This is a genomic window from Pseudoalteromonas sp. H71 (assembly GCF_001468485.1).
Lineage (GTDB): Bacteria > Pseudomonadota > Gammaproteobacteria > Enterobacterales > Alteromonadaceae > Pseudoalteromonas.
Map to the genome: position 1 here is coordinate 1 of NZ_LODI01000026.1, position 12,495 is coordinate 12,495.

General features: G+C 37.6%; 17 protein-coding genes. 15 read left to right on the forward strand and 2 right to left on the reverse strand.

What is annotated here, in order from left to right; translation table 11 throughout:
* The coding region (locus tag ATS71_RS12540; protein WP_152995683.1) for a transposase at positions 1-217 on the forward strand (217 nt) is incomplete at its 5' end.
* Positions 218-254: 37 nt separating this feature from the next.
* Here the strand turns inward: ATS71_RS12540 and ATS71_RS12545 are convergent.
* Both ATS71_RS12545 and trhA read right to left on the reverse strand, forming a co-directional pair.
* Entirely contained in the window at positions 255-545 is a 291-nt protein-coding gene (locus ATS71_RS12545; RefSeq protein WP_058405134.1) for a hypothetical protein, read from the reverse strand.
* A gap of 247 nt (positions 546-792) precedes the next feature.
* Entirely contained in the window at positions 793-1,422 is a 630-nt protein-coding gene (trhA, locus tag ATS71_RS12550) for a PAQR family membrane homeostasis protein TrhA (RefSeq protein ID WP_058405135.1), read from the reverse strand.
* 151 nt (positions 1,423-1,573) lie between these two features.
* On the opposite strand from trhA, the gene ATS71_RS12555 reads away from it, so the two are divergent.
* The 14 genes from ATS71_RS12555 (at position 1,574) to ATS71_RS12620 (ending at position 12,495) form a co-directional block, all read left to right on the forward strand.
* A complete protein-coding gene (locus ATS71_RS12555; protein WP_058405136.1) occupies positions 1,574-1,906 on the forward strand; it encodes a hypothetical protein in 333 nt (110 codons plus the stop codon).
* A gap of 337 nt (positions 1,907-2,243) precedes the next feature.
* Complete coding sequence (locus tag ATS71_RS12560; protein WP_058405137.1) at positions 2,244-2,516, forward strand: hypothetical protein; 273 nt, start codon at positions 2,244-2,246, stop codon at positions 2,514-2,516.
* 235 nt (positions 2,517-2,751) lie between these two features.
* Positions 2,752-3,330: an LON peptidase substrate-binding domain-containing protein gene (locus ATS71_RS12565; protein WP_171034603.1), complete on the forward strand. Its 579-nt coding sequence runs from the start codon at positions 2,752-2,754 to the stop codon at positions 3,328-3,330.
* A 67-nt stretch (positions 3,331-3,397) separates the two neighbouring features.
* Positions 3,398-4,021: a sigma-70 family RNA polymerase sigma factor gene (locus ATS71_RS12570; protein WP_008129206.1), complete on the forward strand. Its 624-nt coding sequence runs from the start codon at positions 3,398-3,400 to the stop codon at positions 4,019-4,021.
* The gene (locus tag ATS71_RS12575) at positions 4,014-4,694 is read left to right on the forward strand and encodes a ChrR family anti-sigma-E factor (RefSeq protein WP_058405139.1); all 681 of its coding nucleotides are present in this window, start codon (positions 4,014-4,016) and stop codon (positions 4,692-4,694) included. Before ATS71_RS12570 ends, ATS71_RS12575 begins: the two co-directional genes overlap by 8 nt.
* An 8-nt stretch (positions 4,695-4,702) precedes the next feature.
* Positions 4,703-5,656: a YbgA family protein gene (locus ATS71_RS12580; RefSeq protein ID WP_058405140.1), complete on the forward strand. Its 954-nt coding sequence runs from the start codon at positions 4,703-4,705 to the stop codon at positions 5,654-5,656.
* Complete coding sequence (gene phrB / locus ATS71_RS12585) at positions 5,656-7,050, forward strand: deoxyribodipyrimidine photo-lyase (protein WP_058405141.1); 1,395 nt, start codon at positions 5,656-5,658, stop codon at positions 7,048-7,050. The genes ATS71_RS12580 and phrB overlap by 1 nt, the downstream gene beginning before the upstream one ends.
* Position 7,051: 1 nt before the next feature.
* Positions 7,052-7,480: a nuclear transport factor 2 family protein gene (locus ATS71_RS12590; protein ID WP_058405142.1), complete on the forward strand. Its 429-nt coding sequence runs from the start codon at positions 7,052-7,054 to the stop codon at positions 7,478-7,480.
* 2 nt (positions 7,481-7,482) lie between these two features.
* Positions 7,483-8,193 carry an SDR family NAD(P)-dependent oxidoreductase gene (locus ATS71_RS12595; RefSeq protein ID WP_058405143.1) on the forward strand — a complete coding sequence of 237 codons (711 nt, stop codon included), beginning with the start codon at positions 7,483-7,485 and terminating at the stop codon, positions 8,191-8,193.
* Positions 8,190-9,446 carry an NAD(P)/FAD-dependent oxidoreductase gene (locus tag ATS71_RS12600; protein WP_058405144.1) on the forward strand — a complete coding sequence of 419 codons (1,257 nt, stop codon included), beginning with the start codon at positions 8,190-8,192 and terminating at the stop codon, positions 9,444-9,446. Before ATS71_RS12595 ends, ATS71_RS12600 begins: the two co-directional genes overlap by 4 nt.
* The gene (locus tag ATS71_RS12605; RefSeq protein WP_058405145.1) at positions 9,439-10,167 is read left to right on the forward strand and encodes a DUF1365 domain-containing protein; all 729 of its coding nucleotides are present in this window, start codon (positions 9,439-9,441) and stop codon (positions 10,165-10,167) included. The genes ATS71_RS12600 and ATS71_RS12605 overlap by 8 nt, the downstream gene beginning before the upstream one ends.
* 49 nt (positions 10,168-10,216) lie before the next feature.
* Positions 10,217-11,479 (forward strand): SAM-dependent methyltransferase, encoded by a 1,263-nt coding sequence (locus ATS71_RS12610; protein WP_058405146.1) that lies wholly within the window; start codon positions 10,217-10,219, stop codon positions 11,477-11,479.
* Positions 11,457-11,960 carry a DUF2878 domain-containing protein gene (locus ATS71_RS12615; RefSeq protein WP_058405147.1) on the forward strand — a complete coding sequence of 168 codons (504 nt, stop codon included), beginning with the start codon at positions 11,457-11,459 and terminating at the stop codon, positions 11,958-11,960. The genes ATS71_RS12610 and ATS71_RS12615 overlap by 23 nt, the downstream gene beginning before the upstream one ends.
* Positions 11,961-12,006: 46 nt before the next feature.
* Positions 12,007-12,495 carry a chalcone isomerase family protein gene (locus tag ATS71_RS12620; RefSeq protein WP_058405158.1) on the forward strand — a complete coding sequence of 163 codons (489 nt, stop codon included), beginning with the start codon at positions 12,007-12,009 and terminating at the stop codon, positions 12,493-12,495.

Below are 12,495 nucleotides of genomic sequence, written 5' to 3' on the forward strand. Positions count from 1 at the left end.
AATGATACGTGGCGGCCGACCTAAAATAAGAACTGCCATGTACATGGCGATGATGTCAGCCATTCAGTGCAACTCTAAATTTAAAGACCTTTATCAACGCATGGTTAAAGCAGGAAAGCCTAAAAAAGTAGCCATTATTGCGTGTATACGAAAGCTGGTAGTGATCATAAATTCTATGGTGAGGGATGGTGTCATGTGGGATCCTAAAATGGTTTGAAATTAGGAATTGACACCATAGTCACTTGTTATAAGGTTTATACACTGAACTTAGGCCATTGGTTATAGCCAATTTCAGGATTATTAGAACGATGCTCTAATATTAATTTAGATTCGGTTTTATTGATTTCTTTTGTGTCATCAGATGAGAATATTATCTCCTTTCTGATTGTGAAATCATTACGCTCAGCCTCGGTAAAGTCTTTGGCGATATGCTGACTTTCAGCACTGCCAAAGTAATTGATGCTATCCGTTAAGTCCTTCCCAATATAAATTTTACCATTGGGATAAGTAATTTTATAAATAACCTTACGAGTTCGATCATCCAATGTTCGAGAACCTTATAACATGTTTATAGCGAGCGAATCGCGCGTTTTTCTTCCACATTGTCGCTCGTTTGCTTGAATAACTCATTTGTAACAAACTTCTTAACTATTTGCCAGTACTACTAAAATACAGTCGTTCTGGTTTTTACGTCAGGATAAAAACGAGCGATTGTGTCGTTTTCCTGACTATGCAAGCCCTATACGTTGACGTAATTGAAAAGTAACGGTTAACAACAGCTCTAAGCTGCCATTAATAAACATAGTTACTTATTGAAATGTAATGGCAAACACAGCCTGCTATTACGAATAAGTGCCAAATGGCGTGGCTAAACTGAGTGGTTTTTGCGCTATAAAATAATGTGCCGGCACTATAAAAAACGCCGCCAGCGAGTAACCAGTAAAGTGCTTTTATATTAACGCTTGAATACAGCGGGTAAATAATGGCTAATGCAAACCATCCCATGAGTAAGTAAGTGGCAAGGGATATTTTTTTATTGCCATTTTTAACAAGTATTTTGTACGCAACACCCGCAATAGCAACACTCCATATAAAAGTGAGTGTTCCCCATGACCAAGCCCCTGAAAGTGAGAGCAATAAAAAAGGAGTGTAGGTGCCAGCAATAAGTAAATAAATGGCGCAGTGGTCACACTTTTTATATAAGGCACGTAAACGTGGTTGGACGCTGGCGTGGTATAGGGTTGATGATAAAAAGAGTATAAACAAGGTACTACCGTATATTGCAGTACTTATATAGGCTTTGGGATTTGTAGCTTGACTAAATAGATCCCACATAACAAACACGGCAAAAATAATACCCAGAGCATGGCTTATAACATTGAGCTGTTCTTCTTTACGAGAATAAGGGGCGTCGAGTGACATTACTGCTCCTACCACTATTTAATTAGCGTTTAGTGTACAAGTGTACGCTGAAATTTTCAATCACTGTACAAGTTAAACCTTTTTCTTGATTTTAAACAAAAATAATTCACTATGTGTTGGCCTATTTTCAACATAACTCAAGTTAAAAACCATGAAAGCAAATTTAAAAGCCGCATTACTAACAGCCATTATTTATCCAGGGGCTGGGCACTTTTCGTTAAAAAAACATTTAATAGGTGCAATATTTGCTGGTGTGTTTTCGGTATTATTAATTTTAACTATGAAGGATATTTTTGCCGTTGCACAATGCACAGCCAATGAAATTGTGGCAGGGAAAATACCTATGACTTTTACCTCTATATTTGGTGCCGCAAAAGAGCCGTCACAAGCATGTGCAAAACTTGCAGAATACAAATACTTACCACTTATGATTGTGATTTGGGTGTTGAGTATGGTTGATGCCTTTCGTTTAGGTAAAAAGTAAGCCTAAGCCTATTAGTCTTTTTATATTCACTGATCTTATTATTTCAAAACCATTATTTATGGTTGCGTGTTTTTAATAATGACTTTGTGATTGACCGACCATTTTTAATTTAATGCTTTTGCGAATCTATAAAACTGAGCATACCCACTGTTTATTTTAACTAAAAAGTGGCTAAAAAATAAATATACGTGGTTAAATTAACCTCTCCTGAATTTTTATAAATTACCTAGCTTATAAAATAATTATATATATCAATAATTTAAACTTTATTTTCATCTTGGCACAACCCTTGAGTATATAACTACGTCTAAACAATACACCAACAAGGAATACCATTATGAAACATTCAATTAAAATCGCTATGGCTAGTTTATTAGTATTAGGTTCTTCGCAAGTAAACGCGACAGAAGTTGACCTAGATGTAACTGATATTTTAACAAGCAGTGTGACAAGCTACATTAAGCAAACCACCATAGAGCTTGAAAAATCTATAAAAGATACCCTTTATTTTGATACAAAACTAACACTTGAATCGTTAATTGAGCCTGCTGACTTAGTCAGTAATGAAGTAGCTGAAAGTACGAATCCAGCAGTAAAAAACGCAAAATAAGCAACTTAAAGGAATAAGACGATGAGTACCGAACTTGGATTATTTGCACTTATGTTAGCACCTGTAGTGAGTATTATAACTGCGTATGTATCTGTACAAGCATTAAAGAGCATGGGCGGGTGGCTTAATATTTAACCAGTTAAGTATATTGCAATTAATTCGATTTAGTTAAAGCTGATCGACTTAGTAAAAACGCACGTAAATAAAGGCAGTGTTATTGATAGAAGTAGACTTTATGAAACGTGCGATTTTCCCATTACCCATTTTTATTTTACCTGAAGGTTACACGCGTTTGCGTATTTTTGAGCCTCGTTATTTAAATATGGTTAAAACCGCATTAAAAAATAGCACGGGCTTTGTACTATGCACGTTTGAGCACGACACACCTTTTAATATAAGCGCCCAAGGCTGCTTGGTTGACATAATCGATTTTGACCAAGACGACAATGACGTGCTACTTATTGATGTTTTTGCGTCTAAAAGCGTTCAAATTAACGATGTTTACCAAGACGAAGAAGAACTCCGTCATGGTTTAATATCTGACTGCAAAACGCCTTATTGGTATAACGAAACAAACACTGCTGTTGCCGAGCATTTTTTGCTACATGATGCGTTGCGCAATGTGTTTTATGGCAACCCTGAATTAAACCTACTTTATAAAACAACTAATTTTAACAATCTAGCATGGATAGCCGCACGTTGGCTTGAGCTATTGCCTATTTCGATCGAGAAAAAACAACAACTTGCGTTCGAAACTAACTTTGATAACTTACTCAATTTCCTCCATACTGTGATTAATAATGAATTTGCCTAAATAATGTGATCCCATACAATTTATTGTACGTACTACTCATATCAAAACAATAATGGGATTAATTACTATGGTAAGTCAACAACAGTCAACTCGTTGTGAACCTAATACAGGTAAGTATACTGCCATGCCAGAAACGCCTAGTTCTGAACTTATGCAAGCATTACTTTCGGTTGCACAAGACCGCGATAAAAAAGCATTTGCCTATTTATTTGAATATTTTTCACCAAAAATTAAGCGCTTTGGAATAAAGCAGTTTGGTGTTGAAGCACAAGCGATGGAGCTTGTGCAAGAAACATTAACGTCAGTTTGGCGTAAAGCGCATTTATATAATAGTGATAAAGGTGCTGCGACTACGTGGGTTTACACAGTAATGCGTAATGCCTCGTTTGATATGCTCCGCAAAATGAAAAGTAACAAAGAAGAAAACATTAGCGAAGATATATGGCCTTTAATTAACGATTCTGAAGACACAAATCATGAATACACTGATCATTTAGAAGATAAACAAATTAAACGCTACCTTGACAAATTGCCTATCGCACAACGCGAAGTTGTTCGTGGGGTTTATTTTCAAGATATGTCGCAAGAGCAATTAGCTCAACAACTTAATATTCCAGTAGGCACGGTAAAATCACGATTACGTTTAGCCTTGCAGAAATTACGTAATGAAATGGGAGATCAGCATGATTAAACATCACCCGAGTGAAACACTACTTACAGAGTATTGTTCAGCGTCGTTAAGTGCCTCTTTGAGCCTTGCAGTTTCGATACATGTAGACATGTGTCCTGTTTGCCAAGAAAAGGTAGCAAAAATAGAAGCAAGCAATGCAGATGCGTTGTTTAGTGAAGACACCGAATCTTTTGAGCAACCGATTAATAACCAATCTCAATTGCTTGAAGAATTTGATATGAACGTGCTTGACCTAATCACTGCTGATGATTCTATAGATGAAGTGTATGAGGTAGAACCTGTTAAAGTAAGTGTTAATGAGCATAACTACCAATTGCCTCGCGCATTGTCGCGTATTTCACACAGCAAATTTACCCAAGTTGGCAAATTAGCTCGCTCACGCGTTGCACTAGACGATGGTGCGCTACGCTCAAGTTTGCTACATATAGACGCTGGCGGTGAGATTCCTGAACATACTCACACAGGTTTTGAAATAACCCTGTTACTAGACGGTGAGTTTTGTGATGAAGACGGGCACTACGTACCAGGTGACTTTATTTGGCAAGATGGCAGCCACCAACACACGCCAATAACAAAAGATGGGTGTTTATGCTTTACAGTTGTGAGCAGTGCGCTACATTTTAATAAAGGGCTAAGTAAGTTACTAAATCCAATTGGTAATTTAATCTACTAAGAGATTACATGCAAAAAACTACAATAAAAATAGGTATAAGCGCCTGCTTAGCAGGCGAAAAAGTTAGATTTGATACAGGTCACAAAAGGTCAAACTTTTGTATGGATGAACTTGCAAAGCATGTTGAATATACACGCTTTTGTCCTGAGGTTGCGGTTGGCTTACCAATACCTCGACCTACAATTCGCCAAGTTCGAGTTGGTGACACTATTAAAGTCTGCCGTCCTGACGGCTCTGGCGACGTAGGTCCGCAGTTAACTGAATACGGTAAAAAAGTAGCGACTGAGCAGGCTAAAGAGTTGAGTGGTTTTGTATTTTGCGCCAAAAGTCCAAGTTGCGGCATGGAGCGTATAAAAATATACAATGAGGCTGGTACAGGTAACACCTCAGAGGGCGTTGGTTTTTTTGCCGAACAAATTATGAAGCATAATCCGCTGTTACCTTGCGAGGAAAATGGCAGATTGAACGATATGCACTTACGTGAAAACTTTGTAATGCGCGTATATGTTTTAAATAGCTGGCAGCAGCTTGTAAAAGAGCCACTAAGTGTCCACCACCTAACTCAATTTCATGCCAAGCATAAGTATTTATTAATGGCTCACAACTACCAAGCGTATCGAGAACTTGGTAAATTGCTTGGAACTTATACAGGCGACGACATAAATGCGTTGGCTGATGAATACATTTTAGGTTTAATGACAGGGCTTAAAAAACCTGCATCACGCCGTAATAATTGCAACACATTAATGCACTTACAAGGTTACTTTAAAAAAGACTTAGCTAAGGTTGAAAAACAAGAACTGCGTGAAGCAATAGACGAGTATCGCTCTGGCTTAGTACCGCTTTATGTACCTCTTACTTTACTTAAGCACCACCTAAAAGTTCACCCTAAAGAGTACCTAGAAAAACAGGTGTTTTTTAATCCCTATCCTCATGACTTAAAACTACGATTTGGTATTTAATGAATACATTATTTTGGTTTAGGCGCGATTTGCGCCTTTTTTCGAATGAAGCGTTAATAGAAGCGCTAAATAATGGCGCTAAACACGCCATTTTTTTTGTTTGCGAAAAGCAGTGGCAACAGCACCAAGCAGCGCCCATACAAATTGATTTACTTAAGCGACGTGTTGCTTATTTACAAGACCAACTTGCCAATTATGGTATAACGCTTCATGTAATTAATGCCCCTAGTTTCGACGACTGTGAAACTGAATTACTTTCGTTTTGTGAAACTAACAACATTGAGCACATTATTGCTAATACAGAATACGAATTAAACGAAGTTAATCGCGACAAGGCCGTTCTAGCACAGTGTGACAAACGTTCTATTACTTTTACGTTATATGAAGGGGATTTAATTGCGCCTGTTGGTAGCGTTAAAAACCAAAGTAATGAAATGTATAAAGTATTCACACCATTTAAACGCGCATGGTTAAAGCAATATCAAGACACCCACTTTAGCTTGGCGCGATGGCCACTAGAGCAAAATCCTATAAAAATTGAAAAAAGCCAGTACCTTGAAAGCGATGGTAGCTCGGATAAATGGCCCGTTGATGATGAAACACTTTTAACCGTTGTTGATAATTTTATTTGCGATAAGTTAACAAGCTATGACGACCAGCGTGACATCCCCAGTGTTAAAGGGACATCGGGTTTGAGCCCATATTTAGCGCTGGGTATAGTTAGCCCAAAACAACTATTGATCAATATACAGCAACGTTACCCCGACATATTCACCACATCAAAAAGTAAGACATTTACGTGGGTTAACGAGCTAATTTGGCGAGAGTTTTACAGGCACCTTATTGCAGAGTACCCGAGGCTTTCGCGTGGTGAAAACTTTAACGAGAAATACAATCCGGTTGTTTGGCGCAAAAACGAAAAAGAGTTTAAAGCATGGACCGAAGGGCGTACTGGTTACCCATTAGTAGATGCAGCCATGTTACAACTAAAGCAAACTGGATGGATGCATAACCGTTTACGAATGGTAGTAGCCAGTTTTTTAACCAAACACTTATTAATTGACTGGCGTGAGGGTGAGCGCTTTTTTATGCAGCACCTTATTGATGGTGATTTAGCCTCAAATAATGGTGGCTGGCAATGGGCTGCAAGTACAGGCTGTGATGCGCAACCGTATTTTAGAATTTTTAACCCTATTACCCAAAGTGAGCGATTTGATCCGACAGGTAAGTTTATACGTAAGTATTTGCCTGAGCTTGAAAATGTGCCAGATAAACACATTCATTTCCCACATACTTACTTAGCTGCAACAGGCAAAGGAAGTGAATGTTATTGGCCAGCAATTGTTGATCACAAAGCTGCACGTGAACGTGCGCTCGCTGCATTTAAGGTATGATATGGATAACCAGTTACCAGTAGATAAATTTGTTGATATTTACCAGCAACTCAATAGTTCTAACTTGGATTTATTAAGTGATATTTATGCCGACAACATTCAATTTATTGATCCAATGCACGAAATTAACGGCATAGTAAGTTTGCGAGACTATTTTGCAAATTTATATAGTAACGTTAAGCACTGTCAGTTTGATATTACAGATTCGTTTGGTATTAATAACAATGCATTTGTCTATTGGACAATGCATTATTCACATCCCAAGCTGGCCTCTGGCAAAACCATATCTGTGCAGGGGCATAGCAAATTAATTTTTGATAATGAAAAAATTATTAAGCACCGTGATTACTTCAATGTCGGCGAACTACTCTACAAACACATCCCTATATTAGGCAGTGTGGTTAATTACATTGATAAAAGGGCGGGTTAATTATGGTTACCTTAATAACAGGCGCAACGTCAGGTATTGGCGAGCAATTAGCAATTAAATATGCACAAATGGGTGACACTGTTATTGCATGTGGCCGTAATACAGAAAAATTAGCGGAGCTTTCAAAACATAAAAATATTGAAAGTTGTAAGTTTGATGCAACAAGCCTAAAAGATATTAAAGAAGCAACGATTGGGTACCCGCACTTTGACCGCGTTATTCTAAATGCAGGCAATTGTGAATACATAGACGATGCGAAAAACTTTGACAGTGCCCTGTTTGAACGAGTAATTAATGCCAATTTACTGTCGGTAGGCTTTTGCCTAGAGGCGTTGCTCCCCAAAGTTAAAAGTGGCGGCCAGTTAGTTATTGTTAGTTCAAGCGTTACATACTTACCGTTACCACGCTCTGAGGCTTATGGTGCGTCTAAAGCGGGCGTGAGTTATTTAGCTAAAAGCCTAGCCGTTGATTTGACCGATATAGATGTAACGTTAGTTCACCCAGGATTTGTTAAAACACCTCTAACAGAAAAAAATGATTTTCCTATGCCTATGGCAGTGACCGCTGAAGAAGCAGCTGATTATATGATCAAAGGAATAAACAAGCGACGTAAAGAAGTACATTTTCCGTATCGTTTTACGCTTATATTAAAAGCATTGCGGATTTTACCTTTACCGCTTTGGCTTAAAATAGCAAAAGGATTAACCCGTTGAAAAAAATAGCAATAATTGGAACTGGTGTATCAGGTTTAACCTGTGGGCATTTGCTTCACAAACACTACGATGTCACTTTATTTGAAAAAAACGATTATATTGGCGGGCACACTGCGACAGTTGACGTAGCTGTTAAGGGCGTTAATTACGCAGTGGATACCGGCTTTATTGTTTTTAATAACAGAACCTACCCTTACTTTGAAAAGCTACTTGCTCGCATTGGCATAAAAAAGCAAGAAACCCAAATGAGTTTCAGTGTTCATAATGAGGCAACAGGCTTTGAGTACAATGGCCATACCTTCACCAGTTTGTTTGCACAAAGAAGAAATATTTTTAGGCTTAAATTTTGGCGCTTGTTATCTGACATAGTTAAATTTAACAAACTATGTAAAGCCATACACGAAAAAGGCGAATACCAACAATCTCAAACATTGGGCCAGCTTCTTAATGAGAATCAGTTTAATGACTTTTTTAAGTATCATTATATCCTACCCATGGGCGCAGCTATTTGGTCTACTAGTATTAAGGAAATGGAAAATGTAGGTGTAGAGTTTTTTGTAAAATTTTTCTTTAATCATGGCCTTTTAGATATTACAAATAGACCTCAGTGGTATGTTGTGCCGGGCGGTTCACGCGAATACATTAACCCATTAATAAAAGGGTTCGCTGATAAAATAAAGCTTAACACTGATATCAAATCGGTAATTCGTGCAAATGACCAAGTAACCATTGAACTTACCAATGGTGAGCAGCATATATTTGATAAGGTGGTTTTTGCTTGCCACTCAGATCAAGCGCTTAAATTACTTGGTGATGCCACAAGCCAAGAAAAGTCTGTACTTGGTGCAATTCCTTATACTGAAAATTCAGTAGTGCTTCACACAGATACAAATTTACTACCTGACAGAAAAGCTGCTTGGGCTAGTTGGAACTATTTATTGAACAATAACACCGACAAAGCAGCTGTTGTTACCTACCAGATGAATATATTGCAAGGTATTCAATCAGACACTCAGTTTTGTGTTACGTTAAACCACCTTGAAGGGATAGATAAAAGCAAAATATTGCGTGAATTCACTTATCACCATCCTGTTTTCAACAAAGAATCCATTGCTGCGCAAGGTCTTAAACAAACTATCGATGGCCAAAATAATAGTTATTTTTGTGGTGCCTATTGGTACAACGGCTTTCATGAAGATGGTGTTCGCAGTGGTGTAGATGTGGCAAGGCAGTTAGGGGTTGAGTTTGACTAGTGCTGTTTATTTAGGCGATGTTAAGCATCGCCGTTTTGCTGTTAAGACTCATCATTTTAGTAATCCACTGTATATGATGTGGGTTGACCTCAATAACCCAGAGCAATTGAATAATAAGCATAAATGGTTAGGCACTTCTGGTTCAAAAGCATTAAAGTTTAATGAATCAGACTATTTTGTTAATAGTCCCCACAATAATGATGCTTCAATCATTGAACGTGCAAATCATCAGTTATTATCGCTCGGTGTAACAGAGACTTTTAGCCATGTTTACATGCTTGGACAGCTTCGTTGCTTTGGTATTTACTTTAGCCCAGTAAACTTCTTTTTTTATGGTAATAGTGGCAGTGAATTTAAGTACATGGTCGCTGAGGTTAGTAATACACCATGGAATGAGCGACACTACTATTTGATACCTCTAGAGAAAAAAGTGAACTTTAAAAAAGTATTTTCCGTATCACCCTTTATGAATCTTGATATGAACTATCATTGGACAATCAGGTTAACGCAAGATAAAACATTGATTCATATTGAAAATAAGCGGGATGGTGAGTTGCTATTTGATGCTACTCTTCGATTAACCCGCAAAGAACTGACTGAAAAAGAAATGAGTCAGTTGTTAAAGCGTTTCCCAGCAATGACGTGGACAATATTTAAAGGTATTTATTACCAAGCGTTAAAGCTATTTATAAAAAGAGTGCCTTTTTTAGGCCATTCTTAAAAGTCACAAATTACATGTAAGCAGTAATAAAAATAACATAGGTGTTCTAATGGAAAAAGTGTCTAGCTTAAATTGCGAACAAAACACAGGCTGGTTTACAGGGCTTTATAAAAAATTAGTATTTAAAGCCTTTTCTTCAATAGAAACAGGGCAAATTACAGTGATTGATGAAGATCTGCAGCTTGTTTTTGGAGATGCATCATCTGACTTAAAAGTAACGGTAACAATCCACGACAAAGCAATGTATAAGGCATTTGCGTTGTCTGGCAGTGTTGGTGCAGGCGAATCTTACATTTTAGGTCAATGGAGTTGTGACAATCTAACCCGACTAATTGAGTTGTTTGCGATAAATGAGAAGCAGCTGGATGAATTCGAAAGAAAATTTGCATTTTTCAGTAATATTGCTAACAGGTTGACTCATTTAAAAAACAAAAATTCTCAGTCGGGATCGAAGAAAAACATAGTTGCTCATTATGATTTAGGTAACGATTTATATGAGTCGTTTTTAAGTAAGGAGATGCTTTATTCGTGTGCAGTATATCCCTCAAAAGATGCCAGTTTAGAAGATGCTCAGCAACACAAGCTAAAGCGTATTTGTGAACAGGTTGAATTGAAAGCCGGTGACTCAGTAATAGAGATTGGTACAGGGTGGGGGGCATTTGCAATTTTTGCGGCAACGCATTATGACTGCCAAGTAACGACTACAACGATATCTGATGAGCAATACGATTATGTCGCTCAAAAAGTTAAAGAGCTAGGCTTAGAAAACAAAATAACGCTGCTTAAACTTGACTATCGGTTGCTGACAGGCAAATACGACAAGTTAGTGTCAATTGAAATGATTGAGGCGGTGGGCCACGAATATCTACCTAGCTTCTTTACGCAGTGTGGGTCCTTGTTAAAAGACGATGGCGCAATGTTGATACAGGCAATCACTATTAGCGATCAGCGTTATAAGCACTACCTTAAAAATTCAGATTTTATCCAGCAGTATATTTTCCCAGGTGGGTGTTTACCCTCATTAAACGAAATGAGTGAGCAAATTAAGAACAACACCGATATGGTTATTCATACTGTTAGTGATATTGGAACGCATTACGCAAGAACGTTAGCTGATTGGCGTGAGCGCTTTATCAAGAGTTGGCCAGACCTAGACCGCTCAAAATTTGATGACCGCTTTTATAGGCTATGGTTATTTTATTTTGCGTACTGTGAAGGTGCATTTAGAACCCGTGCAACCAGTACCGTACATTTAATGGCGCGTAAACCTCGCTTTAGTAGCAGTGTAGATGAAATTGCACTCGCTTACTAATTTTGTTTTGTTTCAAGCAGTGTGGTTTTTATCATTACTGCTTGAAGGAAAATCACTTTTATTTAGTGCGATTGTTATTGTTTTAATGTTTTATTTATCAAAACAAAAAAAACAAGACGCATTACTCTTACTGAAAGCACTCCCAATTGCATTATTGCTCGAATATATTTCTGTAGAGCTTGGTTTACTTGCGTTTAAGGTCGATCCATTTCCTTTGTGGTTGGTTTTTCTATGGGCCGCACTACTACTATCATTAAACACATCGATGCACTTTTTGAGTCGTTTAAAATTTTGGCAAGTTTTTGTTGTTTGTTTGGTTTTTGCACCTGCTAGTTATTGGGCGGGGGCACGATTTAACGTAATTGATTTAGGGTTACCCCTTTGGCAATTTTGGTTAGCCTACGGTGCGATGTGGTCAGCAGCCTTTACGTTCATTGTACTTATAAATCAAAAAATAAAGTCGATAATACCTCCTACTTGAGGCCGGTTTACCTAGTTAATTTTTTATTTAAATAAGGACTTTAATGTTGAAAGCACTCATTAATACAACTTTGCTGTACCTATTATTATGTACTTCTGCTTTTGCTAATGCTGAATTTAGCAAAGTGGGTGAGGGTAGAATGGAGTATTTGTTTTGGGATGTATACGACGCCACCTTATATAGCCCTTCTGGCGATTATGTTTTGGGTGAACACCCTGTCAAATTTAAGCTTATCTACTTACGTGATTTTGAAGCCAAAGAAATTGTAAAAGCAACTAATGAGCAGTGGGAGTTAATTGGTAAGGAAGATTTAGTTAATAAATACGATAAGCAGCTTTTATCGCTTTGGCCAAACATAAGCAAAGGCGACTCTTTAACCTTGGTTACAGACGAACAAGGCAAAAGTACTTTTTTGTTTAACGATGAAAAAGTAGGTGTAATTGATGATATTGCCTTTTCGAGTGATTTTTTAGCTATTTGGTTAGCTGAAAATACGTCTGAACCGGCTTTAAGAAAAAAACTATTAGGGAATTAA

Bases quoted from the DNA above. Each gene is read 5' to 3' on its own strand.
- ATS71_RS12570 (WP_008129206.1), top strand. From the start codon at position 3,398: ATGGTAAGTCAACAACAGTCAACTCGTTGTGAACCTAATACAGGTAAG.
- ATS71_RS12590 (WP_058405142.1), top strand. From the start codon at position 7,052: ATGGATAACCAGTTACCAGTAGATAAATTTGTTGATATTTACCAGCAA.
- ATS71_RS12610 (WP_058405146.1), top strand. From the start codon at position 10,217: ATGGAAAAAGTGTCTAGCTTAAATTGCGAACAAAACACAGGCTGGTTT.
- ATS71_RS12580 (WP_058405140.1), top strand. From the start codon at position 4,703: ATGCAAAAAACTACAATAAAAATAGGTATAAGCGCCTGCTTAGCAGGC.
- ATS71_RS12555 (WP_058405136.1), top strand. From the start codon at position 1,574: ATGAAAGCAAATTTAAAAGCCGCATTACTAACAGCCATTATTTATCCA.
- ATS71_RS12615 (WP_058405147.1), top strand. From the start codon at position 11,457: ATGAAATTGCACTCGCTTACTAATTTTGTTTTGTTTCAAGCAGTGTGG.
- trhA (WP_058405135.1), bottom strand. From the start codon at position 1,422: ATGTCACTCGACGCCCCTTATTCTCGTAAAGAAGAACAGCTCAATGTT.
- phrB (WP_058405141.1), top strand. From the start codon at position 5,656: ATGAATACATTATTTTGGTTTAGGCGCGATTTGCGCCTTTTTTCGAAT.
- ATS71_RS12565 (WP_171034603.1), top strand. From the start codon at position 2,752: ATGAAACGTGCGATTTTCCCATTACCCATTTTTATTTTACCTGAAGGT.
- ATS71_RS12575 (WP_058405139.1), top strand. From the start codon at position 4,014: ATGATTAAACATCACCCGAGTGAAACACTACTTACAGAGTATTGTTCA.
- ATS71_RS12560 (WP_058405137.1), top strand. From the start codon at position 2,244: ATGAAACATTCAATTAAAATCGCTATGGCTAGTTTATTAGTATTAGGT.
- ATS71_RS12595 (WP_058405143.1), top strand. From the start codon at position 7,483: ATGGTTACCTTAATAACAGGCGCAACGTCAGGTATTGGCGAGCAATTA.